We start from the raw sequence: 26,542 nt of genomic DNA, 5'->3' as shown, positions 1-26,542 counted from the left end.
CGAAGGGAAAAGAGCAGTGACAACCGATTCGGCCAAGGCCGTGCCGATGGCGGAGCTGACGCTACGCGGCGTCATATTGGGCGCGCTCATCACCCTGCTGTTCACTGCCGCGAACGTCTATCTGGGCCTCAAGATCGGCCTGACCTTCGCCACCTCGATCCCCGCCGCCGTCATCTCCATGGCGGTGCTGCGCCTGTTCGCGACCGGCACGATCCTGGAAAACAACATCGTCCAGACCATCGCATCGGCCGCTGGCACGCTCTCGGCGATCATCTTCGTGCTGCCGGGCCTGGTCATCATCGGCTGGTGGCAGGGCTTCCCCTATTGGCTGTCGGCCTGCACCATCGCGCTGGGCGGCATATTGGGCGTCATGTATTCGGTGCCGCTGCGCCGCGCGCTCGTCACCGGATCGGACCTGCCCTATCCCGAGGGCGTCGCCGCCGCCGAAGTGCTGAAAGTCGGTGCCGGTTCGCGCGAGGGCCTGGAAGAGAATAAGCGCGGCCTGGCCGCCATCGTCATGAGTTCGATCGCCGCCGCCGGCTTCTCGATCATCGCCAAGACCAAGATCCTGGCCGAGGAAGCCGCCACCTTCTTCAAGCTGGGCGCAGGCGCCAGCTCGGTCTCGACCAGCTTCTCGATGGCGCTGATCGGCGTCGGCCATCTGGTCGGCATCTCCGTCGGCGCAGCCATGTTCGTCGGCCTGCTGATCAGCTGGGTCGGCATCGTCCCCTATCTCACCAGCCCGCTGCCCGCCGGCGCGGACCTGGCCGACCTGGTCGGCACCACCTTCCGCATGAAGGCCCGCTTCATCGGCGCCGGCACGATCGGCATTGCCGCGATCTGGACCCTGCTCAAGATTCTCGGCCCGATCATCAGCGGCATCCGCTCCGCCCTCAACGCCGCCAAGGTCCGCAAGTCGGGCGATGCCGGCACGCTGGACATCACCGAACGCGATCTGCCGATCGGCATCGTCTTCGGCACCATCCTCGCCTCGCTGGTGCCGATCGCCGTCTTGCTGTGGATCTTTGCCCAGGGCGGGCCGATCGCCGCCAATCCGGTGCCGATCATCGGCCTGACGCTGGCCTATATCCTGGTCGCCGGCATCGTCATCGCGTCGGTCTGCGGCTATATGGCCGGCCTTATCGGTGCGTCGAACAGCCCGATCTCGGGCGTCGGCATCCTCGCCGTGCTTGGCGCGTCGCTGATCCTCGCCGCCATCTATGGTTCGGGCCATCCCGAACAGAGCCAGGCGCTGATCGCCTATGCCCTGTTCACCACCGCGATCGTGTTCGGCGTCGCCACCATTTCCAACGATAACCTCCAGGACCTGAAGACCGGCCAGCTGGTCGGCGCGACGCCGTGGAAGCAGCAGATCGCACTGGTGCTGGGCGTGCTGTTCGGCGCGCTGGTGATCCCGCCGGTGCTCGATTTGCTCAACAGCGCCTTCGGCTTTGCCGGCGCGCCCGGCGCCAAGGCGACCGCCCTGCCCGCGCCGCAGGCCGCGCTCATTTCCGCGCTTGCCAAGGGCGTGCTGGGCGGCGATCTCGACTGGGGCCTGATCGGCTTCGGCGCCGGCATCGGCGTGGTCGTGGTCGCGCTGGACGAACTGCTCGGCAAGACCGGCAAGATGCGCCTGCCCCCGCTCGCGGTCGGCATGGGCATCTATCTGCCAATGGCACTGACCTTGCTGATCCCGGTCGGCGCGGTGATCGGCCATTTCTACAATCGCTGGTCGCTGCGCCAGGCGAACCCGGAATTTGCCGAGCGCATGGGCGTGCTGATGGCCACCGGCTTCATCGTCGGCGAAAGCCTGTTCGGCGTCGCCTTTGCCGGCATCGTCGCCTCGACCGACAGCGACGCGCCGCTGGCGCTCGTGGCCGAAAGCCATTGGGCGGTGCCGCTGTCGGTGCTGATCTTCGCCGGTGTGATCGCCGCCCTTTATGCGCGCCTGCGCCACTGGGCGACCGCACCGCTCGCCTGACGGGATGAGATGGGGCGATCGAGCCAAGGCCGCCCCATTCTCACGAAATCCTACGACAATAGAATGGATATGGGCCGACCTGCGGCTCGAAACCCTATGTCCGACGGTTTAATTCTCCAGCATCACCCAAAGGCTGGAGAGCCCACATGCCGCCCGAATTCCTGATTGCCATCATCTTGTGTATCGGCGCCGTCTTTTTCATCGACCATATGGCTCGGCTGGAAAAAGGCGGCCGGCTGCACCATCGTGGCGGCCTGTCCCGGCGCAGCGGCCCGCGGCGCGACTGAGCGCCCCATAATGTGGCCCCTGCATCACGTCACATAAGTTACATTTTTCAGACTTTTAACTGCAATCATATTGCCATGAAGCCGTAAGGACTCATCGCCAATGGCCTCCCCAACCGAAGGGGAGCATTCACCATGAAGACCTTGTTCCGTGGCGCGAGCCGCGCCGCGATCATCCTTGCCACCGCCATGCCCGTCGCCGCCCTGGCCGGCACCATCAGCGGCACCGTGTCCGACGGCACCGGCACCCGCGCGCTGCAGTCGACCCAACTGCGCATCGTCGAAAATGGGCGCATCGCCGAAGCCGGCCGTGACGGCTCCTACCGCTTCCCCGACGTCGCACCGGGCACCTACACGATCGAAGCCCGCTACACCGGTGCCGATCCGGTGCGCACCACCGTCGTCGTGCCCGTCACTGGTGACGTCGATGCCGACATCCGCATCGGCTCGAACATCGACGCGTCGATCATCGTCGTCGGCCAGGTCGCCAACCAGGCGTCGACGCTGTCGCGCCAGCGCGCGGCCGACGGTGTCGAAAGCGTCCTGACCCGCGACGCCATCGGCCAGTTCCCCGACCAGAATGTCGCCGAATCGATCCGCCGCCTGCCCGGCGTCAACATCCTGAACGATCAGGGCGAAGGCCGCTTCGTTTCGGTTCGCGGCCTCGACCCGGAACTCAACGCCGCGTCGATCAACGGCACCCGCGTGCCGGCGCCGGAAAGCGATGTCCGCTCGGTCGCGATGGACGTCATCCCTTCGGAACTGATCGAATCGATCGAGATCAAGAAATCGCTGACACCGGACATGGACGGCGACACCATCGGTGCCTCGATCGAAATCCAAACCACCAGCGCCTTCGACCGCAAGAAGGATCTCTATTCGGTCAAGCTGGAAGGCAGCTATAACGACTATGCCGATGCGCTGACGCCCAAGGGCAGCGTCGATTTCTCGACCCGCATCACCGATCGCTTCGGCATCGCCGGCGGCTTCAGCTATTACAAGCGCAAGTTCGAGAGCGACAATATCGAGGCGGCCGACTGGAACCAGACGGACGATGGCATCGCCTATGCCGAGGAGCTCCAGTATCGCGACTATGACGTCCAGCGTAAGCGCCTGGGCGGCTCGCTCAGCCTCGACTGGCTCGCCACCGATACCACCAAGCTCTACGCGCGCGGCCTCTACAGCCAGTTCGAAGATCAGGAATATCGCGGCGACATCATTTTCCAGATGAGCGGCGAACCGGAATCGGGCGACGCGACCAGCGCGCAATTCTCCGATGAGGACGACCGCATCCGCGTCCGTCGCCGGATGAAGGACCGTTTTGAAAAGCAGCGTATCAAGTCTCTGACCCTGGGCGGTGAAACCAATACCGGTCCCTGGAAGCTGACCTATTCGGGTAGCTGGTCGGAAGCCAGCGAGCGCGAAAATGGCTCGATCGATCCGACCCGCTTCCAGGCGGATTTCGAAGAAAATGGCGTGAATGTCGGCTTCGACTATTCGAATCCGATGAAGCCGCGCTACACGGTCACCGGTAATACCGACGCCTTCTATGATGCCTCCAACTATGAGTTTGACGAGCTGGAACGCACCACGTTGTCGGACTCGAAGGATCGCGAATATACGATCAAGGGCGACATCAGCCGTGCCTTCGCCACCGATGGCGGCACCTTCACCGTCCAGACCGGCATGAAGGCGCGCTGGCGCAAGAAGAGCTATAATCTCCAGTCGGATGTCTATGACGGCTATGATGGCGATTACACGCTGGCCGACGTGCTCGGCGGGCAGACCTACCGCATCCAGGACATTCTGCCGCTGCCCAGCCATACCGGCCCGTCCAATTTCTTCTACGACAACCAGGCCAATTTCGAGCTGAACGAGTTCGACACGCTGCTCAACTCGACCACCTCCGACTATTCGGTGACCGAGGACATTCTCGCCAGCTACCTGATGGGCCGCTGGGACAGCGACACGCTGCGTGTCATTGCCGGTGTGCGTATGGAGCAGACCCGCAACGACATTCGCGCCTTCCAGACGCTGGCGACCGGCGACGAGGTCGAAGATATCACGATCACGCCGACCCGCTTCGTGCGCAACTATACCAACTGGCTGCCCAGCCTGACGGTCCGCTACGAGCCGGTGACCAACCTGGTCTTCCGCTTCGGCGGCTATAAGAGCCTGGTCCGTCCGAAATTGTCCAACCTGGCACCGCGCTTCGACATCAACGAGGATGGCGAGGCGACGCTCGGCAACCCGAACCTCAAGCCCTATAGCGCCTGGAACATCGACGCGTCGGCCGAATGGTATTTCGGAACCAACGCGGCGCTGACCGGCGGCTTCTTCTGGAAGTCGATCAAGGACTTCGTCGTCGAACAGACGATCGAGGAAGCGGGCACCATCTATGGCGTCGACTACAACCAGCTGACGACCTACATCAATGGCGACACGGCCAAGATCAAGGGCTTCGAACTGTCCTATAGCCAGGTCTTCAGCTTCCTGCCGACGCCGTTCGACGGCCTGCTGCTGAACGCCAACTACACCTATACCGATGCCAAGGGCACGGTGCTGACCGACGGCGACATCGCCGATCCGCGCAAGGTGCCGCTGGCCGCTTCGTCGAAGAACACGTTCAACATCGTCCTGGGTTACGAAAAGGGGCCGATATCGCTGCGCGCCGCGGGCACCTATCGTGACAAATATCTGGATGAGCTGGGCGGCAAGGCCGAGGATGATCGCTATGTCGACGATCATTTCCAGCTCGACCTGAGCGCGAAATATCGCGTCGCACCGGGCGTCCGGGTCTTTGCCGAGTGGATCAACGCCACCAACGAGCCCTATTTCGCCTATCAGAACTATGCCGGTGCCAAGCGCCTGCTGCAATATGAGGAATATAACTGGACCGCGAAGTTCGGCGTCACCGCCAGCTTCTGATCCCGTTCGATGTCCCCCGCTTGCCGGTCGCGCCCTTGCGCGGCCGGCAAGTCCCGTTTTCCCGGAAAGGACGCCCATGTCCCGACTGTTCCTGACCACGCTGCTGATGGCAAGCGCCGCGCCGCTCTCTGCTCAGACCGCCGCTACCCCGCCCGTGCCCCGCTCCGCCGGCATCCCCTATGCGGCGCGCACCCTGCCCGACCGGATCATGCTGACGCCTGCTGCCGATCCGTCGCGCGGCATGGCCGTCGCCTGGCGCACCGATGCCGCCCAGACCGCCAGCGAAGCGCAGATCGCCATCTCCGTCGACGGCCCGACGCTGGAGGAGAAGGCAAGGACCGTGACCGGCCCCGTCGGAACGGCCAAGGACAGCGCCAATGGCCCGGCCCTCTATCACCAGATCCGCTTCGACAATCTGACGCCCGATACCGTCTATGCCTATCGGCTGAAGGGCAGCGCGGGCTGGAGCGAATGGCTGCAATTCCGCACCGCCTCGGCTGAAGCCAGGCCGTTCCGCTTCCTCTATCTGGGTGACATCCAGAACGGCATCCTGACCTATGCCAGCCGCGTCATCCGCCAGGCTTTCCATGCCAATGGTGGGATCGAGCTGGTCGCCCATGCCGGCGACCTCGCCGCCCAGCGCGACGATCTGGATCACGACGACGAATGGGGCGAGTTCAACCAGGCCGGCAGCTATAACTGGTCGATCGTCCCGCAACTGCCCGCCACCGGCAATCATGAATATGTCGATGTGGTGAAGCCCGACGGCAGCGAAAGCCGCAAGCTCGGGCCCTATTTCCCGCTGCAGTTTGCGCTCCCCGACAATGGTGTGCCGGGCCTCAGGACCACCTATTTTGTCGATTATCAGGGGGTGCGCTTCATCATCCTCGACGGCACGTCGGCGATCGATCTCGGCACCATGGCGCAGCAGACCGCATGGCTCGACGCCACCCTGGCGTCCAGCAAGGCGAAATGGAATGTCGTGCTGTTCCACCAGCCCGTCTTCACCTGCGCCCGACCGCAGGACACGTCCGAGGTGAAGGCCGCGTGGAAGCCGGTGTTCGACAAGCGCAAGGTCGATCTGGTGCTGCAGGGCCATGACCATTGCTACAGCCGCCTGACCTCCGAAGCGGGGCGCGAGGCGTCGGCACAGGCACGCAAGAATGGCGCGATCCAGGGGCCGGTCTATCTCGTCTCGGTCACCGGCTCCAAGATGTACGGCCTTAACGACCGGGCCCGCACCCAGCCGGACAAGACGGCGGAAGCGACCGAACTCTATCAGGTCGTGGACGTGGATGGCGATCGCCTGAAATTCCGCACCTATACCGCGTCGGGCAAGCTCTATGACGGCTTCGACCTCACAAAGCGGGCGGACGGCAATCACCTGACCGACACCAGCGAACCCACCATCGCCGTGCGCACCTGTACCGGCAATATCGGCCCCGATGGCGGCAAATGCGTCGCGCGCGGCAAGTGAGGAATATCATGATGAAGCCCTTAGCCCTGTCGCTCACCAGCCTTCTCACGCTGGCCGCCTGCACCACCACCGAAACGGAAGTGCCGGTCGAAGTGCGCATCGCCAACGCCACGCCGGCCGTGAATGTCACGGCACGCGGCGAAACCACGCCGGTCGGCACGCCCAATGCCGACGCGGCGGATGATCCGGCGATCTGGCGCAATGCCGCCAACCCGGCCGCCAGCCTGATCGTCGGCACCGACAAGAAGGCCGGCCTCTATGTCTATGGCCTGGACGGCAAGACGCGCGATTTCCTGGACGCCGGCCGGGTCAACAATGTCGATCTGCGCGATGGCGTGGCGATCAATGGCCAGACCGGAATCCTGGTCGTGGCCTCGGACCGCAACGATGTGGCGAACTCCAAGCTGGCGCTGTTCCGGCTCGACAGCGCGACAGCGAAGTTGACAGCCCTCGGCAAGGTCGATGCCGGCAAGGGAGAGGCTTATGGCATCTGCATGTACAAGGCGCCGGAGGCGACCTACGCCTTCATCGTGCTGAAGGATGGGACGATCCACCAGGTCACGCTCGATGCGTCGGGCGCGACGCCCACCGGCAGGATCGTCCGCAGCATGAAGCTTGGCACCCAGTCGGAGGGCTGCGCCGTGGATGACCGCACCGGCATCCTCTATGTCGCGGAGGAAGATGTCGGCCTGTGGCGCTTCGACGCGCGCGCATCTGGCGCCACCACGCCCACGAAAATCGCGGCGGCCGACGGCAAGAATCTGGTGATGGATGCCGAAGGCGTCGCCATCGCCCAAATCGGCGCGAAGGACGGCTATGTCCTCGTCTCCAGCCAGGGCGACAATGCCTATGTCGCCTATCGCCTGTCCGACGACGCCTATGTCGGTCGCTTCCGCGTCGTCGATGGCGCCATTGGCGGGTCGGAGGAAACCGACGGCATCGAGCTGATGCTGGGCGATTTCGGCCCGGCCTATCCCGGTGGCCTGTTCATTGCGCAGGATGGCCATAACGCGGCGGCGGCGCAGAATTTCAAGCTGGTCGCCTGGGACGACATCGCCAGGGTATTGGACCTGCCCCGATAAGCAGCCTTGTCCCCCTCCCTTTCAAGGGAGGGGTTAGGGGTGGGTAGCCTCCGAAGGAGGCTCGCTTCGCTCGCCACCCACCCCCCGACCCCTCCCTGGAAGGGAGGGGAGGCAAGTCTTATTTCTTTGCCGCGAACCAGGCCGCGGTCGGCGCCTTCAGGCGGCTGCGCGTCTCGATCCGGGTCTTGATCGCGGCGATCGAGCGGTCGACCACCTTGCGCGATTCCGGCGTCAGATACTGGGTCGCATAGGCGTCCAGCTTGGTCACCATCGCCGGGTCGGCCGATCCACCACCCAGACGGGCCAGCGCCTGGCTGCGCGCCGACACATCGATCAGCGCTTCATATTGCGCCTTGTGCGCCAGCACATAGTCAACCGCCAACATCGGATGGGCGACGCCCACCTGGCCGATGATCGCCGCGCTGGTGGTCTTGCCCGGCTCATCGGTTAGGGCGAGATCCAGAGCCTGCTGCCCCAGCTTCTCGTCCTTCGCCTTGCCGAGCAGCGCGTAGAGCGTGCTCTTTTCGAGGTCGCTCTGCGCACCCTTGGCCATCACGCGCAGCTTGTCCCAGGTCGCCTGATCGGCATTCTGGGCGATGATGCCCAGCCAGACATTGCGCAGCGGTCCGTCGAGCGCGGCCGGGTTGGTCGCCAGCGCAGCGAAGCGGCGGTTGGCCTCGGCCACCACGCCCTTGTCGCCCATGCTGCCCAGCGTCGCGACCAGGCTGGTGCGCAGCACCGGCACCTGCGGCCCTTCGCCGGCCTTGGCATCATAGCCGATGGCCGTCAGCGCCGGGGTCAGCTTGGCCGAGGCATAGGCCGCGACCTTCGCCTGGGCGGCGGCGTCGCCCTCCAGCATGTCATAGCTGCTCTTCAAATAGCCGGGCACTTCGGCCAGCACCGCCGGGCTGCCATTGACCGGCACGGCGTCGACCAGGTCGAGCGCCAGACCGATCGGCTGGTATCCGCCCAGCGCCAGCTGGAAATTGTCCGCCATCAGGCCGGTCTGGTCCATGCTGGAGAGCTGGCTGAAGCCCTTGGCCAGTGCCTGGATATTGGCGGCGGGATAGAGCGAGCGATAATAGCCGGTCTGCCCCGCATTGATGACATAGGCGCCGCAGCCCGGCAGCGTGATCTGGCCATTGCCCTGCAGGATCAGGCGCTGCGCCTCGCCGCCCTGCACCTGCGCCTTGACCGGCACATTCCACTTGAGCGGCGCCTTGTCCTTGGCGTCGCGGCTATATTCGCCCTGGCTCAGCGTCAGGACGGTGTTGCCGCCCTGGCACTGGGCGCTCTCCACCTTGACCAGCGGGATACCCGGCTGGCTGGTGAAATCATGCGCGATGCTGACCAGCCCCTTGGCGCCCGCACCCTCGACCGCCTTCCACAGATCGTCGGTGACGGTGTTCCCGTAAGCGTGGCTCTTCATGTAGGACTGGATGCCCGCCTTCCACGCATCCTCGCCGGCATAGCCTTCGAGCATGGTGATGACGGCCTCGCCCTTCTGATAGGTGATGGCGTCAAACGCCTGGTTCACCTGATCGACAGTGGTGATCTTCTGCACGACCGGGTGGGTGGTCTTGAGCGCATCGAGGCTCATCGCCCGCTCGCGGCCATCGACGCGCGACAGCAAGGCTTCCCATTCCGGGTTCAGCTTGTCGGTGACCTTGGTCGCCATCCAGCTGGCGAAACCCTCGTTCAGCCACAGATCGTCCCACCAGGCCATGGTGACGAGATCGCCGAACCACTGGTGCGCCATTTCATGCGCAGCCACTTCATAGATGGCGCGCTTGGTCTCTTCGGAGGTGAAGCGCGGATCGACCAGCAGGGTGCGTTCGAAGGTGAAGATCGCGCCCCAATTCTCCATCGCGCTGAAGAACTGGCTCTGGCCCGGACCCGCGACATTGTCGAGCTTGGGCAGCGGGAAGGGCACGCCGAAATAGTCGTTATAATAGGGCAGGATCGCCGCCGACGCGTCGAGCGCCAGCTGCGCCTTGCCGGTATTGCCCCGGCCGGTGATGACGCCGACTTCGGTATTGCCCGCCATCTTGGTCGCGCGGTCCAGTTCGCCCAGGCCAAAGAAGAGCAGGTAGGACGACATTTTGGGGCTGGTGCCGAAGGTCACCAGCTTTTTCCCGCCACCGATGTCCTTGGTCGCCTTGACCGGCATGTTGCCGACCGCCAGTTGGTCCACGGGGACCACGGCGGAAAGGTCGAAGGTCGCCTTGTAGCTCGGCTCGTCGAAGCTCGGCACGAAACGGCGGGCGTCGGGCGCCTCGAACTGGGTGAAGAGCGCGCGCTTCGCGGCGCCCGCATTGTCGGTATAGTCGAGCGCGAACAGGCCGTTCGCCTGTTGGTTGATGATGCCGGCATAGACCATGGTCAGCTTGTAGCTGCCCGGCTGCACCGGCTTGCCGAAGTCGAGGCTGACGGTCTGGGCATCGGCATCCACCTTGGCCGTGCCGGTGATCGCCTTGCCCTTGGCCGGGGTCAGGGTGACGCTGGAAACGGTCAGGTCGGCCGCGTTGAGCACCAGCGCCGGCATGGCGGCGGCGACAGTAACGTCGATCGTCACCTTGCCGGTGAATTTGAGGTTCGCCGCATCGGGCGTCACCTCGATCGCATAATGGCTGGGCGCGGCGCCACGGGGCAGCTGGGTGGTGACGCCGGCGGCGGGGCCGGCAGGCGCGGTCTGGGCCAGCGCGGGCGCGGCGATCGCCAGCGGCGCGGCCGCCATCAGGAACGGCAGGATTTTCGACAAGGGCATGGGGGAAGGCACTCCGATACGGCTTGGATGGCGCAATGAGACATAGTCACGCGCAACATGCAAACCGGATCGGCCCTTTCCCGCGGGGGGTCAAGTGAACTATCCGCAAGAGAATGTCGTTGGTCGAAGCCTGTTGCGCGTTCGTCCAACAAGGGCAGAGTGGCTATCGGACGAGAAGCCTTCCGTCCCGCTGGGCGATGAGCGAGCGATCGCCGCTATCGCGCATGTGCCGCAACGCCGCCTTCCGGCAGGCAGGATCGCTATTGATCTGGCGCTCGAACCAACGCCGCCAAATGGGATCAGTCAATGCGATGGCATAGGCTTCTTCTATGCCTCATGCTTCGCGCAGGCGAATTTCCTTGATCAGCAAATGCCAGCGCGAACCGTCGGACGGGTCCAGTTCCGCCCGACGATTACGATAGAAAGCCATGAGGCTTACGGCATCCTGCATGATCGGCGCAGCCTATGGATCAGATATTCAGCCGCGGCCGCGATAGCCCGGCACGTCCTGCGGCGGCAGCCACAGGCCGGCGGGCGGTTCGCCCGACTGCCAGAAGACGTCGATCGGGATGCCCCCGCGTGGATACCAATAGCCGCCGATGCGCAGCCAGATCGGCTGCATTTCGGTGAACAGCCGTTCGCCGATGCCGACGGTGCAATCCTCGTGGAAGCCGGCATGGTTGCGGAAGCTGCCCAGGAACAGCTTGAGCGCCTTGGATTCGACGATCGTCGCGCCGGGCGCATAGTCGATCACCAGATGGGCGAAATCGGGCTGGCCAGTCACCGGGCAGAGCGAGGTGAATTCGGGCGCCGTGAAGCGCACCAGATAGGGCTTGCCCGGACGGGGATTGGGGACATAGTCGAGGACGGCGTCCTCGGGCCGCTGCGGCAGGGTGCTGGCGCGGCCGAGATGGAGCGGGGTATCGGTCATGAGGGCGCATGTAGTCGATTGCACGCAATTTGTCATCGGTCCGGCGCGCAAGGCCATCCGTTCATCTGGCGTTCAGCAAAATTTCTGCCTTGGCAGGGCCATGGGGTCTATGCGTCTGTTCCTTTCCGCCCTGCCGCTGCTGGCAGTCACGCCCGCGCTGGCACAGCAAGCCACCGGCAGCGATCCGGTCGTCAATCTGCAGCGCGCCGCGCCGCCGCCGCCGGCCGATGACCCGCGCCGTCAAGGCCCGGAACTCGACGTGTTCCGGGGCACGGCAACGCCGACCCCGACACCCACTCCGTCGTTGCCGCCGATCGTCGCCCCCACGGTGACGCCAGCACCGACCCAGCGCACGCCCGCGACCACCCCTGCCCCTGCTTCGCAGCGCCCGGCACCGACGCCAGCGCCGACGCGCACCGAAACACCGCGCACGACGCCCACGCCCGCCCCCACCGAACGCCCGGCCGCGCGCGACACCACACCGGCGCAGCCCAGCCCGGCGCCCGCTGTGGCGGAACCGGACAATGCCGCCAATGCGGTGGAAACGCCGCCAACGGCCGCCCTGCCCGCGCCCGAGCCGGTCACGGCCGACAACAGCGTCACCACTGCCGAACCCGCGCCGGACGCCGAAGCGCAGGGTTTGAGCTGGCCCTGGATCGCCGCCGCCATCGCCGCTCTGGCGGTAATCGCCGGCTTCCTGCTGATGCGGCGCCGTCGTGCGGCGGCGGACGTCAACGCCGCGCCGGCGAGCGCGCCACCCCCGGCAGCCCCCCGGCCAGCCCCAGCCCCCGTTGCGCCGCCCCCGCCTGCTCCGGCTCCTGCTCCCGCGCCCATTCCGGCGCCCACGCCAGCACCTGCCCCCGAACCCGTGGCAGCTACGCCGGCCAGCGACGCCGGCGATCGTCCCTGGATCGACCTCGGCCTCGACATCAGCCTCGCCCGCTCCTCGCTGATCGGCGTGACCATCGGCTACACGCTGCTGCTCCACAATCGCGGCGATCGCCCGGCCCGCGACATCATGGTGCGCGGCATATTGGGCAATGCGGGCGCGCAGCAGGATGCGTTGCTGCGCCATTTCTTCGGTGGCGAAACCGGCATGCCGCTGCATTCGATCGTCTCGATCGCGCCGGGCGAAACCGTGCGCATGACCAACGAGCTGCGCCTGGCCCAGGACGAGATCGTGCCGGTGACGATGGGCGAGCGGGCACTGCTGGTGCCGATCGCCGCCTTCGACGCCCATTATCGCTGGGGCGAGGATGAGGAAGCGCCCGAAGGCACCGGCCGCACCGGTCGCGCCTTCATCGTCGGCCAGGAACAGGATCCGCCCGCCGAGCGCCTGTCGCCCTTCCGCCTCGACCAGGGGCCGCGCCAATATCGCCGGCCGGCCGCCCGCGCCGCCGCCGAAGTGCCGCCGGCCTGAGCATTTCCCTTTCCTGTCCGGCCAGGCGCTCCTAAAGTGCCTGCCGGACAAGGCAAAAGGGGCCGCATGGACATTCTCGTTTCCACCGACTGGCTGGCCGGCGAAATCGGCAAGCCCGATCTCGTCATTCTCGACGCCAGCCTGTTCCTGCCCGGCACGCCGCGCGACCCGCGCGCCGAGTTCGACGCGGCCCATATTCCCGGCGCCGCCTTCATGGACCTGCCGAGCCTCAGCGACCCCGCCGATCCGGTGCCGGGCCAGTTGCCACCCGACGCGCTGATGACGCAGCGCATGCAGGCGCTGGGCGTCAACGCCGACAGCCGCATCGTCATCTATGACAACAGCCCGACCCACAGCGCCGCGCGCGGCTGGTGGATGATGCGCGTCTATGGCCTGGGCGCATCGGCTGCGATCCTGGATGGCGGCCTGCCCAAATGGGTCGCCGAAGGCCGCCAGGTCGACAGCGGCACGCCCGCCATGGCGCCGGGCAACGCCGTCGCCCGGCTCGACCGGACACAGGTGCGTAGCAAGGCGGACATCCTCGCCAATCTCGACAGCGGCACCGCGCAACTGCTCGACGCGCGCGGCGCGGGGCGCTTCACCGGCGCCGAGGCCGAACCGCGACCCGGCATGGCGTCGGGCCATATCCCCGGCAGCCGCAACATCCCCTCCTCCGCCTTCTTCGCCGCCGACAACAGCCTGAAGCAGGGCGAGGAACTGCGCCGCCTGCTGCTCGACGCCGGCACCGATCTCGACCGGCCGATCATCACCACCTGCGGCAGCGGCGTGACCGCGGCGATCATCCTCGCGGCGCTCGAAACACTCGGGAAGCGCGACGTCAGCCTCTATGACGGCAGCTGGTCGGAATGGGGCTTCGATCCCGCCACGCCCAAGGCGACCGGGCCGGCCGCATGAGCGAGGACAGCAGAAGGCCGCTGACGAAGCTGGCGCAGGCCGGCCGTCGCGCCGACTGGACCGGCATGCCGGGGCAACCCGGCGCGATCGTCAGTCCGGGCGTCTGGCGCGCCTCGACCATCCTTTATGATGATGTCGCCCATCTGCGGAAGGCGGCCGGCAGCAGCACCCATGAGCGGCTGTTCTACGGGCGCAAGGGCACGCCGACCAGTTGGAGCCTGGCCGACGCGCTGACCGAGATGGAGCCGGGCGCGGAGGGCACGATGCTCTTCCCCTCGGGCGTGGCGGCGATCGCCTGCGCGCTGATGGCGGTGCTGCGGCCGGGCGACCAGTTGCTGATGGTCGACAGCGCCTATGACCCGACCCGCAATTTCTGCGAGCAGGTGCTCAAACCCTTCGGCGTCGAGACGCTCTATTATGATCCGACCATCGGCGCCGGCATCGCCGACCTGTTGACCGATCGCACCCGCGCCATCTTCCTGGAATGCCCCGGCAGCCTGACCTTCGAGGTGCAGGACGTGCCGGCGATCACTGCCATCGCACGCGATCGCGGCATCACCACCCTGCTCGACAATACCTGGGCGACGCCGCTCTTCTTCCCGGCGCTGGCCCATGGCGTCGATATTTCGATCCTCGCCTGCACCAAATATATTGTCGGCCATAGCGACGTGATGATGGGGTCGGTCACCGCCACGCCTGCGCTGTTCCCCAAGGTCCGCCAGTCTGCCTATCTGTTCGGCCAGATGACCAGCCCCGACGATGCCTGGCTCGCCAGCCGGGGGCTGCGCACGCTCGGCGTCCGCCTGGCCCAGCATCAGGCGAGCGCGCTCACGATCGCGCAGTGGCTGACCGAGCAGCCCGATGTCGCCCGCGTGCTGCACCCGGCGCTACCCGACTGCCCCGGCCATGAATTGTGGGCGCGCGATTTCAGCGGCTCGACCGGCCTGTTCAGCTTCGTGCTGCAGGGCGGGGACGAGGCGGCCCGCGCCGCGCTGATCGACGGGCTCGCCCATTTCGGCATCGGCTATAGCTGGGGCGGGTTCGAGAGTCTGGCCCTGCCGGTCGATCCCGCCCGCTATCGCACCGCCACCGCCTGGCAAGCGGAAGGGCCGGTCGTCCGCCTGCAGATCGGGCTGGAGGATCCCGCCGACCTGATCGCCGATCTCGACGCCGGGCTGGCCCGTTTCCGGGCGGTGCGGGGATGAAGCAGCTGGGCGCATGGCTGGCGCGGTTGCCGGGCAATGCGGACATCACCCAGCCGCTGATCGCGGTCGGCATCGCACTGCTGCTCCATGCCATGGCCTATGGCCTGGCGCGGCTGCTGGCCCCGCGCATCCGCGAGCGCCTGCCTGCCCTCAGCGAACTGGCATCCACCCATGTCCGCCCGATGCTGCGCCATGCGATCAGCGCGCCGCTGTTCGCGACGGCGCTGGCGCTGTGGCCGGCGGACAGCATCGCCCATCTGATCCTGGGCGCGGCGCTCGCCTTTGCCGTCGCCCTGTTCGCGCTGCATCTGTTGCAGGCGCTCAGCTTCCCGCGCTGGGCGATCACCCCGCTCGCCCTGCTGCTGTTCGTCATGGTGATATCGGGCAGCAGCGGCGGCATCGCGCCGGTAGGCTCGATGCTCGACGATGTCGCGCTGACGCTGGGCAAGCGGCGGATCAGCCTGCTCGACCTATTGTCGGTTGCGGCGACATTGGTAGCGCTGCTTGCCGGCATCCGCCTTGCCAACCGGCTGATCCGGCGCAGCATCCAGAAGGCGCCCGATCTCGACCCGACCCAGAAGTTGCTGGGCCAGAAGCTGGCCGGCATCGCCGTCATCATCGCCGCCTTCTTCATCGGCATCGACATATTGGGCATCGACCTCACCGCCTTCACCGTCTTTTCCGGGGCGCTGGGCCTGGCGGTCGGCTTCGGCCTGCAGAAGACGGTCGGCAATCTGATCGCCGGCATCATCCTGCTGATGGACCGGTCGATCAAGCCGGGTGACGTGATCGCGGTCGGCGACAGTTTCGGCTGGGTCAGCAAGATCGGCGTGCGCGCCGTGTCGATCATCACCCGCGACGGCAAGAAGCATCTCATCCCCAACGAAAATCTGATGACGCAGGAAGTGGAGAACTGGTCCTATTCCGACCGCAATATCCGCGTCCGCATCCCGGTGGGGATCAGCAATGACAGCGACATCGCGCTGGCCCAGCAACTGATGCTGGAAGCGGCCGAGGAAAGCCCGCGCGCGCTCAAGCATCCCGAGCCCAAGGTATGGCTGACCGCGCTCGGCCAATATCGGCTGGAGCATGAGATCCGCGTCTGGATCAACGATCCGGAAAATGGCGTGGGCGGGGTGACATCCGACGTGCTGATGCGGGTGCTGGACAAGTTCAAGGCACAGGGCATCATCGTCCCCTATCCGCGCCAGATCATCGAATTGCGGCAGCCGCAGGATAGACATGATCCAGCAATGAATGAGCCCGACATTTCGGACCATTCCCCGTCCTGAGCGACCGCGACAGCGTTCGAATATCCGATAAATCACGCTTTATCATGTAGATACGCCAGGCATCCGGCGAACGCAGCCGCGCGCCTTGTTGCGTCGTAGCAACAATAAAAGACGTAAAAGACATGAAGCAGCAATAATATCTTGTGCGCCGCAGCGCGCGCAGGCATGGCCAGAAGCGTTGAGGCAAGCTGGCCCACTTCCCTTGGGGGAAGCATAGAGGCAGGCGCCTGGACGCAGGCGGGACGATCGCAGAACCATCAAGGGGATTATCATGCGTAAGTCCATTCTCGGCCTCTCGGCCTTCGCTCTTGTTGCGCTGTCGGCACCCGCCATGGCCCAGGATGAGCCCGCTCCCGCGGTGACCGTCACCGGCAATGCCGCCGTCGTCAGCGATTATCGCTTCCGCGGCATTTCGCAGACCAACAAGAAGTTCGCGCTGCAGGGCGGCATCACCGTTACCCATGAATCGGGCTTCTATGTCTCGACCTGGGGCAGTTCGATCGACGAATATGTCGCCAACGGCTCAGACCAGGAACTCGACCTGATCGGCGGCTATTCGACCACGGTCGGCGGCGCGACGATCGACGTCGGCGTCCTCTATTATTACTATCCGGGCAATGCCGGCGCGAACACCGACTTCGTCGAGCCCTATGCCTCGATCAAGGGCACGTTCGGCCCCGCCACCGCCAAGTTGACCGCCAACTACGCCCCCAAGGCGAAGGCGCTGACCGTCGGCAATGGCAAGGAAGACAATCTCTACCTCGCCGGCGACGTCTCGGCCTCGATCCCCAATACCCCGCTGGGCGTGTCGGCGCATCTGGGCCACAGCTTCGGCCCCAGCTACCTGACCATCGGCAAGGAATATACCGACTGGAACATCGGCGCGACCTACACCTGGGGCCACCTGACCTTCGGCGTATCCTATGTCGACACCGACAAGTCGCTTTATTCGTCGGCAGGCCACAATATCAGCAAGGCCGGCGTGGTCGGTTCGCTCACCGCCTCCTTCTGATCCGCCTTCCCTTCGGGGATGAACAGGGCCGCGCTCTCCAGAGGAGATCGCGGCCCTTTGCCATATGCGGTGTTTACGGGTCGCCTTGGCCCGCGCCGCTGCCTATAAGGCGCCGATGCCTCCGATCGCCCTCCTGCTGCTCTTCGTCGTCACGATCGCGCTGATGGAGGGTTTTGCCTATGTGATGCATCGCTGGGTGATGCATGGGCCGGGCTGGTTCCTCCATGCCAGCCACCACCGCCCCCGCACCGGCTTCTTCGAGGCCAATGACCTCTATTTCGTGATCTTCGCCATGCCCTCCATCCTGCTGCTGCTGGGCGGGGTGCAATGGGGCTGGGGCAATTGGGCAACGGCCGTGGGCGCCGGCGTCGCCGCCTATGGCGCTATCTATCTCGGCTTCCACGACATCATCGTCCACCAGCGGGTGCGCCACCGCTATGTCGCCCGCTCGCGCTACATGAAGCGGATCGTCCAGGCGCATCGGCTGCACCATGCGGTCGAGACCAAGGAAGGGACCGTCAGCTTCGGCTTCCTGATCGCGCCCCATCCCACGGACCTGAAACGCGAACTGGCGCGGCGCGGCCGGGCCGGCGTGCGCGCGGCCAGGGATTGGCAGCCCGGCACGCGGGACTAGATCCGCGCGATATGGGTGGTAAGGGGACTGTCGGGTTTCGGCTTTAATGATGGAAAAGCAGACTTGGCCTTCAGTCGATGAAGTTACCAGTCGTGGCCGCTGTTGGTTCCTCTAGCTCAAAAGCAAAGCTCCTGAAAATCTCGCGAAGCGCAGTATCCCGATTCCGAAGTCCCTCTTTGGCAAGGGCATCTGCGAGATGCTTGGCAACGTCAGCTAATATAATACCCCACGCTGTGTCTTCGGCTATTGGGCCATTCTCTTCGTAGACGCCGACCTTCAACGAGCAATGTAGCTTTTGCTCAGCAATCCAAACGCGGAGAGGCTCCCACGCATTAGCGTCACGCAATGCCGCAGGGGGGATCGCTCGTTCGTCCATGGTCACTCCAATTCACGACGACTGCTAATCACATGCTGGTTGCCCGTCCGCAATCAGGAAGTGATAGCGCTGCTTTGATCGGCGAAAAACGGTCGCTTTCAGACCATCTTCCCCTGCAAGGAGGAATTTGCGACCGACTTTAGTCGTCAGTTGTCAAAGCCGAAGATCGTCATTGCGAGCGTAGCGAAGCAATCCATCTCGCGCCGGTGGATTGCTTCGCTACGCTCGCAATTGTCTGTTTGAGATAGGCTATGGCTGTGTGATCCGCTGAGGATGCGCCGGGCCGGGTGGCCACCCGGCCCGGCGCGCGGCCGGATCGACCGTCTCGCAATAGGGCTCGTCGCCCGTCGTCATCATGGTCGTCCGGCCGCTGTCTTGCAATGCTTGATGAGTTGAAGGGGCTGCCCTCGCGCATGCCCGCAGACAATCGCAAGCCTGTCAGGAGCCTGCCCATGATCACCCCCACCTGCTTTATCGGCTGCGATGTCGGCAAAAAGGAGATCGCCGTCTTTCACAGCAATGGCGGCGCCAGCTACATCCTGCCCAACCAGCCTGAAGCGTTGGCGCGTTTCGTGCAAACCCTCGATCCGGGCTGCCTCGTCCTGTGCGAGGCGACCGGCGGCTATGAAGCGGCCCTGTTGGACGCCCTGTATAGCGCCGGCCATGCCTGCCACCGCGCCGATGCACGCAAGGTGAAGGCCTTCATCCGTTCGCTCGGCACGCTTGCCAAGACCGATGCCATCGACGCGCGTATGCTCGCCCGCTACGGGCAGGAACGCCATGATCGCCTGGCCCGATGGAAGCCCTGGCCGGCCGAGCAGCAGAAGCTGCACGCCCTCGTCATGGCGCGACGCGATATCGTCGCGGCCATCACCGCCTGGAACAATCGCACAAAGGCCCCCGGCGCCGCGGACATCCAGCCGCTCATCGATCCCATCGTCCACAGCTTCAGGACCCAGCTCAAGGCCATCGACGGCGCCATCGCCACCCTCGTTCGGCACAGCCAGATCGCCGCAAGGGCTCGCACCCTGCTCGCCATCCCCGGCATCGGCGCCACCACCGCCTACAGCCTGCTTGCCCTCATGCCCGAGTTGGGCACCCTCTCGCGTAAACAGGCCGCCTCCCTCGCCGGCCTTGCGCCCCATCCCCGCCAAAGCGGATCAAAGGACGCCTATCGCCGCGTCAGGGGCGGCCGACCCGCCGTCCGAAACGCCATCTTCATGGCCGCACTCGCCGCCGTCCGATCTCACCCCCTCATCAAGCCCTTCTACCAACGCCTCATCCAAAACGGCAAAAAGCCTATCGTCGCCATCACCGCCGTCATGCGAAAGCTCATCACATTCGCAAATGCCGCACTCAAACTGAGTTGATGACGGGAGACAGTCGTCAGCCGCCCTTTCCTATTCGGTCATTCTTTGCTCCACCCTTATCCATGGACGAGAGTGCCCGCCAATCCATGCGCGACATCCCGCCAATGGCTGGCCGACGCCTGACTGGCGCGCGGCAGGCGCATATCTGGCGCAAATAGGGTGAATCACTCCGATAACGGTGTGAACTTCGGCGGACATGAAACTGTCGCGTCGCAAACCGGACTGGGCAGACCCCTATCCGCGCAGCGCGCAGGGGACGATGCTGGACGGATCGGGGCGGGCGGTGCTGCGGCGGAAGCGGGCCATATAGCCACCGGCGGTGGGCTTGGCGATCATCTCCTCCAGCCGGAAGCCCATCGCCGCCAGTTCGCAGGTGAGCAGGCGCCGGGGCGTGCCATGCTGGTCGGTCGGCCGGTCGGCATCGACCACGATCAGTTCGCCATCAGCCTTGAGCGCCGGGCTGAGATGCCACAGGAACGCATAGGGTTCGGCGATCTCATGATACATATGGACCATGAAGATCCGGTCGAAGCTGTTTTCGGGCAACTTGGGATCTTCCGGCGCGCCCAGCTTCACGCTGACATTGGTCCAGTTTTCGCGGGTGATGCGACGGCTGAGCGCATCGATCACCTCGGGCAATATATCCTCGGCCAGCACCCGGCCCCTGGCGCCGACGCGCTTGGCCAGGCGCACGGTATAATAGCCCTCGCCCGCGCCGATATCGGCAATGGTCATGCCGGGCCGGATACCGGCCCGGTCCATGATATCCTCCGCCTCATTGACCCGGTCGCGCGCTTCCTCGCTCGACCAGCGGGTCGACACGATCGGCGCCACCGGCCGGTCGGCGCGGGGGAAGGACGCGGCGCCGGCCGCGCGTTCCGACTGATTGCCGCCTGCCAGCGGCCCGCAGGCTGCCAGCAGGAGCAACGGCCCCGCCAGCACCATGCGGATCATCAGTCGACATCCTCCACATCGACCTTCTCGCCCGTGACCTTCTGCGACAGGGCAGCGGCCATGAACGGATCGAGCGCGCCATCGAGCACATCGTCGGGGGCGGTCGAGGTGACGCCGGTGCGCAGATCCTTCACCAGCTGATAAGGCTGGAGCACATAGGAGCGGATCTGGTGACCCCAGCCGATCTCGGTCTTGGCGGCATAGTCGGTCGACGCGGCTTCCTCGCGCTTGCGCAGTTCCGCCTCATACAGGCGGGCCTTCAGCATGTTCATCGCGGTGGCGCGGTTCTTGTGCTGCGACCGGTCATTCTGCGACGCCACGATGATGCCCGAGGGGACGTGGGTGATGCGGACCGCGGAGTCGGTGGTATTAACGTGCTGACCACCCGCACCCGATGCGCGATAGGTGTCGATCTTGAGGTCGCTCTCCTTGACCTCGATATCGATATTGTCGTCGATCACCGGATAGACCCAGACCGACGAAAAACTGGTATGGCGGCGCGCGGCGCTGTCATAGGGGCTGATGCGGACCAGGCGGTGAACGCCGCTTTCGGTCTTGGCATAGCCATAGGCATTCTCGCCCTTGATGAGGAAGGTGGCCGACTTGATGCCAGCGGTTTCGCCCGCCTGATAGTCGACCAGTTCGACCTTATAGCCGCGCCGTTCGGCCCAGCGGCGATACATGCGCGACAGGATTTCGGCCCAGTCCTGGCTTTCGGTGCCGCCGGCGCCGGCGTGGATTTCCAGATAGGTGTCGCTGGCATCGGCTTCGCCCGCCAGCAGCGCCTTGATCTTGTCCTCGTCGGCGCGCTCGGCCAGCGCCTTCAGCGCGGCGATGGCTTCGGAGACCATGTCCTCATCGCCTTCGGCCTCGGCCATTTCGATCAGTTCGGCATTGTCGGTCTTTTCAGCCTCGATCGCGCGGGTGGCGCCGATCGCGCTGTCAAGACGGGTGCGCTCGCGCATCACCTCCTGCGCCAGCTTGGCATTGTCCCACAGGGTCGGATCCTCGACGCGGGCGTTCAGCTCGTCCAGCCGGCGCAGCGCACGGTCCCAGTCGAGGAAGCGGCGCAGCAGGTCCAGCGCGGCGTCGATACGGTCGATATATTGCTGCGCTTCGGCGCGCATGGGAGGTCTCCAGAATCTCGTGGCGTCCAGCGTCAGCTACCCGAACGCATCAAACGCCTGCCCCTATCCCAGGCCGGGCTTTTTGGGAAGATCAATCCGCCGGAGGGGCGGCGCGGCAACGGTCCGAAATCTGCCGGACATAATGGCATCTTAGCCCGATGGCGCAGACCGCCCCACGCGAGGGCGGCGCATCAAGGGGGAAAACCTTTTTCCATGAAAGGCGATCCCATGAACCCGACCACCCCCATGCCGGCGACGCACAGCCCGGCCACCCTCTATATCCTGCTCGACGCCGTGCGTTGCTGGGCAGCGGCGCGACGCCGACACCGGCCGGCGATGGCCCAGTTGCACCTGCGGCTGCGGCGCTATGGCTGCGAACAACTATCCCCGGCGCTCGACAGCCTGTTGCGGCTGGGCGAGCAGGTGACCGGCCATGGCTTGCGCACCGGCCGGGGACCGCGGCTGAGCGAAGACGAGAATCTGCTGATCGACCTGTTGCAGGCGCGCTGGAGTGGCCCCGTTCCCTATGCCTGCAGCGACGCGATCGCCTGCGCCTTCTGCTATGCTGTGCGATCGACCCAGATATTGCTGGCGCAGGCGCTGGAGGGCCGGCGCAGCGCCGCCAGCCTGTCGGTCCGCGACGCCAATCCGCGCCACTGCTGAGGATAAGAGGGCGGGCGCCGACGCGCCCGCCTCTCAATAGATGCCGCCCTGATCCTGCAGGAAGTCGGCGTCGTTGCGCTGGCGGGTGCGGACGGCATCCGCCTTGGCCGCGACCCTGGCCTGGGCCTCCGCCTCTTCCTTGCGGATGGTGCGGCGCGGTTCGGATTCGGGCTTGAACGCTTCCCAGATGACGGCGGGCTTGGGCTCATCGGTCGGCCAGGCGCCATAGACGCGCTTGCCCGAGCGGCGGTCGATCGCAACCATGCGGATGCCGGCCGGTGCGATGAACGGCGTCTTGGGCATGGTCTCCAGGATCGGGGCCATCGCCTCCTTCCAGATCGGTGCGGCGATGCGGCCGCCCTGTGCCCAGCCGCCCAGGCTGCGCGGCTGGTCATAGCCGATATAGACGCCGGCAACGAGATCGGGCGAGCCGCCGACGAACCAGACATTGGTCGGACCGTTGGTGGTGCCGGTCTTGCCGAACAGCGGGCGCTTGAGGTCGGCGAGCACGGTCGCGGTGCCGCGCTGGATCACGCCTTCGGTGATGTGGACGACCTGATAGGCGCTCATCGGGTTCATCACCTGACGCCCCTCGAAACCGAAGCGCGGCATCGGCTTGCCGTCCCAATTGGCCATGTTGCAATTGTCGCAGGGATGCCAGCGTTCCGGCCAGATCACCTTGCCGCGCCGATCCTGGACATAGTCCATCAGCTTGGGCGCGAATTGCCGCCCCTGATTGGCGAGCGTGGCATAGGCGTTGACCATGCGCTCCACCGTCGTCTCGCCCGCACCGAGCGCGAAGGACAGATAGGGCTGATAGTCGCCGATGCCCATATTCTTGATGGTGCGCACGACCCGGTCCATGCCGGTCTGGCTGGCGGCGCGCACGGTCATCAGGTTGCGCGACTGCTCGACGCCCCAGCGCATCGTCTGCGGACCGGCGCTGCCGCCTGAGAAGTTGCGGAAGCATTTCTGGCCAAGGCCCGCACCCTGATAGACGCACAAGGGACCGTCGACGATGATCGAGGCCGGCGTCATGCCATTGTCGAGCGCGGCGGCATAGACGAAGGGCTTGATCGTCGAACCCGGCTGGCGCTGGGCCTGGGTCGCGCGATTATAGGAGGAAAGGCGATAGTCGAAGCCGCCCTGCATCGCGCGGATGCGGCCCGAATGCACTTCCTCCACCACCATGCCGCCCGACACTTCGGGAATGTTGCGCAGCGCCCAGTTGGCACCGTCGCGGGCGACGATGATCAGGTCGCCCGGCTTCATCGCCGAGATGGCGGGGCCACCGGTGCGGCGATAGGGCAGCTGCGCCAGGCTGGCGGGCAGCGCACCTGTGGTGCCGTCGGCAAAGCCGATCTGTGCGCCGCTGCGGTCACGGCTGATGACGGCGGCGACGCGCCAGCCGGCATAATCGACGCTGATGAAGCTGGCAGCGAGTTCGCGTTCCCAGCCCTTGTCGGGGTCGATATGACCGACCGGACCAGACCAGCCGCGCCCGGCGCCGAAGCGCAGCAGGCCGTTGCGCAGCGCGGTCTGGGTATGGTCCTGCGCAACCGGATCATAGGGGCTGCGCACCCAGAGGCCGCCAGCATAGACACTGTTGGGGCCATCCTCCGCCTTTTCGCCGAACTGCTGGATCAGGCGACGGCGCACCTCCTCCATATAATAGCCGCCGGCATTGGCGTCGAAGCTGGAACCATGGGCGGCAACGGTGCCGAGCGGCAGGGCGATGGCGGCGTCGCGCTGGGCCGCGCTGATCCAGCCATTCTTCTCCATCTCGCCCAGCGCCCAGTTGCGACGATCGATCGCGCGGGCATGGCCGGTGGTGCTTTCCGGGCGATAATTGGCCGGCCCCTTGGGCAGGATCGCCAGATAGGCCATTTCGTGCAGCTGGAGATCGGCCACGTCCTTGTCGAAATAGGCCCGCGCCGCCGCCTGCACGCCATAGGCGTTCCGGCCGAGGAAAATCTGGTTGAGATAGAGTTCGAGGATCTGCTGCTTGGTGAGGACATTTTCCATACGCCAGGCGAGGATCATCTCCTTCACCTTGCGCGTGGGCGAATATTCGTCGCCGATCAGCAGATTCTTCGCCACCTGCTGGGTGATGGTGGAGCCACCACGCGCGCGCTGGCCCGAGCCGAGCTTGCTGGCATAGTCGAACACGGCGCCGGCAAAACCGGGAATGTCAACGCCATGATGTTCGAAGAAGGTCTTGTCCTCCGCCGCCAGATAGGCGTGGATCAGCAGCTGGGGATAATCGCTATATTGCAGCTGGACCCGGCGCTCGCGCGCATAGCTGTGGACCGGCTGTCCATTGATGTCGCGCACCATGGTCGGCAGCGGCGGCTCATATTCGAGCAGCGAGGTCGCGTCGGGCAGGCCGCGCGCAAAGATCAGCCAGAACAGGAAGATGGCGAGCAGGAAGCCGCCCAGCAGGATCGCGGCCCAGCGGAACAGGCGGCGCTGCCACAAGGGCTTCAACCGGTCGGCAATGCCCCCGGCGCCACGGCGCAGGCGGTAGGCGAAGGACGATGCGGGCGGATTGGAACGGGCCTCTTCCATGGTGGAAGAGGCTCTAGAGCCTGATCGCCTGAGATGGAAGCGCTTTGCGTTTCCATCGATGGCGTGAATCAGGCTCTACATCCTGACTCCCGGTCAAAAGTCCTTCAATACCAGCACCGATGCGCGGATAGGCGCGTCAGCCGCCCGACCGGCCGCTGCCCATGGCAAGCTTGCGCGCGAAATGGACGTCGATGGCGCGGGCGACACCGCGCGCGATCGCCTGCTGCCCCTCGTGCGAGGAGAGGAAAAGGGCATCATCCGCATTGCTGATATAGCCGGTCTCGAACAGGACCGAGGGCGTGTCCGGGGCCTTCAGCACCATCAGCGAGGCGAAGCGGTGATAGGCGCTGCGGAACGGCACATAGGGTGCCGCCTCGCGTTGCAGCAGCCGCGCGAAATTGGCCGAGATGTTCATCGATTCCCGCTGCGTCAGATCGATGAGGATCGAGGAGACGTCGCCCGACTGGTTGCCGAGATTGACGCCGTTCAGCACATCGGCCTTGTTCTCGCGCGCGGCGAGCCGGGCCGCCTCCCGGTCCGACGCGGTTTCGGAAAGGGTGTAGACGGTGGCGCCATGGGCATCGGCATTTTCCGCCGAATCGGCATGGACCGAGATGAAGAGATCGGCGCCCAGCTTGCGGGCGATGCCATAGCGTTCCTGCAGCACGAGGAAGCGGTCATCGTCGCGGGTCAGGGCCACGCGCACCCGGCCGGACTTGACCAGCTGGTCCCGGATCGCCTGCGCGATCGCCAGCGTCACATCCTTCTCGCGCTTGCCATTATCCTTGTTGATGGCACCCGGATCATGACCGCCATGCCCCGCATCAATCACTACCAGCGGGCGCGATCCGTCGCGCACGCCCTCGATCGCGGGCAGATCGACGCCGCGCGCGACCGGCGGGATCGGCACGGTGATCGAATGAATGCGCTTTTGCGGCCGGGCGCTCATATTGGCGGGCGCGTCGAAGCGCAGCCGTCCCTGCCCCACCGCGGTACGAAACCGGCCGTCGGTCACATTCTGGAGCGAGAAGCTGAGCGACTTGCCGTCAGCCGCGATCTGCGGATCGCCCAGCGTCGCCGGCGTCGTCAGGTCGAGCACGATGCGCGCCATGGTATCGCTGAGCTGGCCCTGGCGAATGCCGCTGACCGCTGCATTGGAACCGGCATAGCGGCTGGCACCGGCCTGCGCGCCGGCGACATCCAGCGCGATGCGGCGCGGCCCGTCGAGCAGGAAGGCGGACGCGCCCTCGACCCGATCGTCGAACCGAACGGTGACGCGGTCGCCCTGCACATCCACGGCCGCGATGCCGCCGGCATCGCCGGGGGTCGCGGCCAGCATCGTCGTTGCCAGCGCAATTATGTTGAGCATGCGCCGCTTGTGCAACGCGCGCCCATCGGCCGTCCAGCCCATTTTCATGACGTCTATCCGTCCAGCGTCCCCACGCTGAATTTCGGATTAAGCATCGGCTGTTGTGACGGGGTAAAATGAAACGGTTAATATCGGTTTCAGCATGAATCGCCGACCGGCCGATCAAGGTCATCATAAAGACATAATC

At 65.4% G+C, this 26,542-nt stretch carries 20 protein-coding genes; 13 read left to right on the top strand and 7 right to left on the bottom strand.

The window, feature by feature from the left end:
- The first annotated feature begins 16 nt into the window (after positions 1–16).
- The 5 genes from E5554_RS06835 (at position 17) to E5554_RS06820 (ending at position 7,752) form a co-directional block, all read left to right on the top strand.
- Positions 17–1,981 carry an oligopeptide transporter, OPT family gene (locus tag E5554_RS06835; protein WP_037522916.1) on the top strand — a complete coding sequence of 655 codons (1,965 nt, stop codon included), beginning with the start codon at positions 17–19 and terminating at the stop codon, positions 1,979–1,981.
- Between the two features lie 146 nt (positions 1,982–2,127).
- On the top strand, positions 2,128–2,268 hold the full coding sequence (locus E5554_RS22975) for a hypothetical protein (protein WP_004210074.1): 141 nt from the start codon (positions 2,128–2,130) through the stop codon (positions 2,266–2,268).
- A gap of 132 nt (positions 2,269–2,400) precedes the next feature.
- Positions 2,401–5,193 carry a TonB-dependent receptor gene (locus E5554_RS06830; protein ID WP_136186337.1) on the top strand — a complete coding sequence of 931 codons (2,793 nt, stop codon included), beginning with the start codon at positions 2,401–2,403 and terminating at the stop codon, positions 5,191–5,193.
- A 76-nt stretch (positions 5,194–5,269) separates the two neighbouring features.
- Positions 5,270–6,670, top strand: a complete 1,401-nt coding sequence (locus tag E5554_RS06825) for a metallophosphoesterase family protein (protein WP_136186336.1) — start codon at positions 5,270–5,272, stop codon at positions 6,668–6,670.
- 11 nt (positions 6,671–6,681) lie between these two features.
- Positions 6,682–7,752 (top strand): phytase, encoded by a 1,071-nt coding sequence (locus tag E5554_RS06820; RefSeq protein WP_136188284.1) that lies wholly within the window; start codon positions 6,682–6,684, stop codon positions 7,750–7,752.
- A gap of 118 nt (positions 7,753–7,870) precedes the next feature.
- On the opposite strand, the gene E5554_RS06815 is transcribed toward E5554_RS06820, so the two are convergent.
- Together E5554_RS06815 and queF are read right to left on the bottom strand one after the other, a co-directional pair.
- Positions 7,871–10,519, bottom strand: a complete 2,649-nt coding sequence (locus E5554_RS06815; protein WP_136186335.1) for a M1 family metallopeptidase — start codon at positions 10,517–10,519, stop codon at positions 7,871–7,873.
- A 478-nt stretch (positions 10,520–10,997) separates the two neighbouring features.
- Positions 10,998–11,450 (bottom strand): preQ(1) synthase, encoded by a 453-nt coding sequence (gene queF, locus E5554_RS06805; protein ID WP_004210067.1) that lies wholly within the window; start codon positions 11,448–11,450, stop codon positions 10,998–11,000.
- 109 nt (positions 11,451–11,559) lie between these two features.
- Here queF and E5554_RS06800 point away from each other — a divergent pair, with 109 nt between their 5' ends.
- The 6 genes from E5554_RS06800 (at position 11,560) to E5554_RS06775 (ending at position 17,928) form a co-directional block, all read left to right on the top strand.
- Entirely contained in the window at positions 11,560–12,870 is a 1,311-nt protein-coding gene (locus E5554_RS06800; RefSeq protein ID WP_136188283.1) for a hypothetical protein, read from the top strand.
- A 66-nt stretch (positions 12,871–12,936) separates the two neighbouring features.
- Positions 12,937–13,785, top strand: coding sequence for a 3-mercaptopyruvate sulfurtransferase (gene sseA / locus E5554_RS06795; protein ID WP_136186334.1), 849 nt, complete (start codon positions 12,937–12,939; stop codon positions 13,783–13,785).
- Positions 13,782–14,990, top strand: a complete 1,209-nt coding sequence (gene metC / locus E5554_RS06790; RefSeq protein WP_136186333.1) for a cystathionine beta-lyase — start codon at positions 13,782–13,784, stop codon at positions 14,988–14,990. Before sseA ends, metC begins: the two co-directional genes overlap by 4 nt.
- Positions 14,987–16,282: a mechanosensitive ion channel domain-containing protein gene (locus tag E5554_RS06785; RefSeq protein ID WP_136186332.1), complete on the top strand. Its 1,296-nt coding sequence runs from the start codon at positions 14,987–14,989 to the stop codon at positions 16,280–16,282. The genes metC and E5554_RS06785 overlap by 4 nt, the downstream gene beginning before the upstream one ends.
- 271 nt (positions 16,283–16,553) lie before the next feature.
- A complete protein-coding gene (locus E5554_RS06780; protein WP_010336908.1) occupies positions 16,554–17,294 on the top strand; it encodes a TorF family putative porin in 741 nt (246 codons plus the stop codon).
- A gap of 115 nt (positions 17,295–17,409) precedes the next feature.
- Entirely contained in the window at positions 17,410–17,928 is a 519-nt protein-coding gene (locus E5554_RS06775; protein ID WP_136186331.1) for a sterol desaturase family protein, read from the top strand.
- 70 nt (positions 17,929–17,998) lie between these two features.
- On the opposite strand, the gene E5554_RS06770 is transcribed toward E5554_RS06775, so the two are convergent.
- Positions 17,999–18,304: a DUF5076 domain-containing protein gene (locus E5554_RS06770; protein ID WP_136186330.1), complete on the bottom strand. Its 306-nt coding sequence runs from the start codon at positions 18,302–18,304 to the stop codon at positions 17,999–18,001.
- Positions 18,305–18,591: 287 nt separating this feature from the next.
- Between E5554_RS06770 and E5554_RS06765 the strand changes: the two genes are divergently transcribed.
- Entirely contained in the window at positions 18,592–19,674 is a 1,083-nt protein-coding gene (locus tag E5554_RS06765) for an IS110 family transposase (RefSeq protein WP_247594309.1), read from the top strand.
- Between the two features lie 234 nt (positions 19,675–19,908).
- Here E5554_RS06765 and E5554_RS06760 read toward each other — a convergent pair whose 3' ends face one another.
- The gene (locus E5554_RS06760; protein ID WP_010336906.1) at positions 19,909–20,628 is read right to left on the bottom strand and encodes a methyltransferase domain-containing protein; all 720 of its coding nucleotides are present in this window, start codon (positions 20,626–20,628) and stop codon (positions 19,909–19,911) included.
- Positions 20,628–21,755, bottom strand: coding sequence for a peptide chain release factor 2 (prfB, locus tag E5554_RS06755; protein ID WP_004210053.1), 1,128 nt, complete (start codon positions 21,753–21,755; stop codon positions 20,628–20,630). The genes E5554_RS06760 and prfB overlap by 1 nt, the downstream gene beginning before the upstream one ends.
- Positions 21,756–21,983: 228 nt before the next feature.
- On the opposite strand from prfB, the gene E5554_RS06750 reads away from it, so the two are divergent.
- Positions 21,984–22,418: a hypothetical protein gene (locus tag E5554_RS06750; RefSeq protein ID WP_136186329.1), complete on the top strand. Its 435-nt coding sequence runs from the start codon at positions 21,984–21,986 to the stop codon at positions 22,416–22,418.
- A gap of 33 nt (positions 22,419–22,451) precedes the next feature.
- Here E5554_RS06750 and E5554_RS06745 read toward each other — a convergent pair whose 3' ends face one another.
- Positions 22,452–24,986, bottom strand: a complete 2,535-nt coding sequence (locus E5554_RS06745; RefSeq protein WP_136186328.1) for a transglycosylase domain-containing protein — start codon at positions 24,984–24,986, stop codon at positions 22,452–22,454.
- Positions 24,987–25,122: 136 nt separating this feature from the next.
- Positions 25,123–26,403, bottom strand: a complete 1,281-nt coding sequence (locus E5554_RS06740; protein ID WP_099234107.1) for an N-acetylmuramoyl-L-alanine amidase — start codon at positions 26,401–26,403, stop codon at positions 25,123–25,125.
- Positions 26,404–26,542: the final 139 nt, after the last annotated feature.

Origin of the sequence: Sphingobium sp. PAMC28499 (assembly GCF_004795815.1) — a bacterium.
GTDB classification, from domain to species: Bacteria; Pseudomonadota; Alphaproteobacteria; order Sphingomonadales; family Sphingomonadaceae; genus Sphingobium; species Sphingobium yanoikuyae.
The sequence above is the reverse complement of the archived record's forward strand: the minus strand, read 5'-3'. Positions and strand labels throughout refer to the sequence as shown.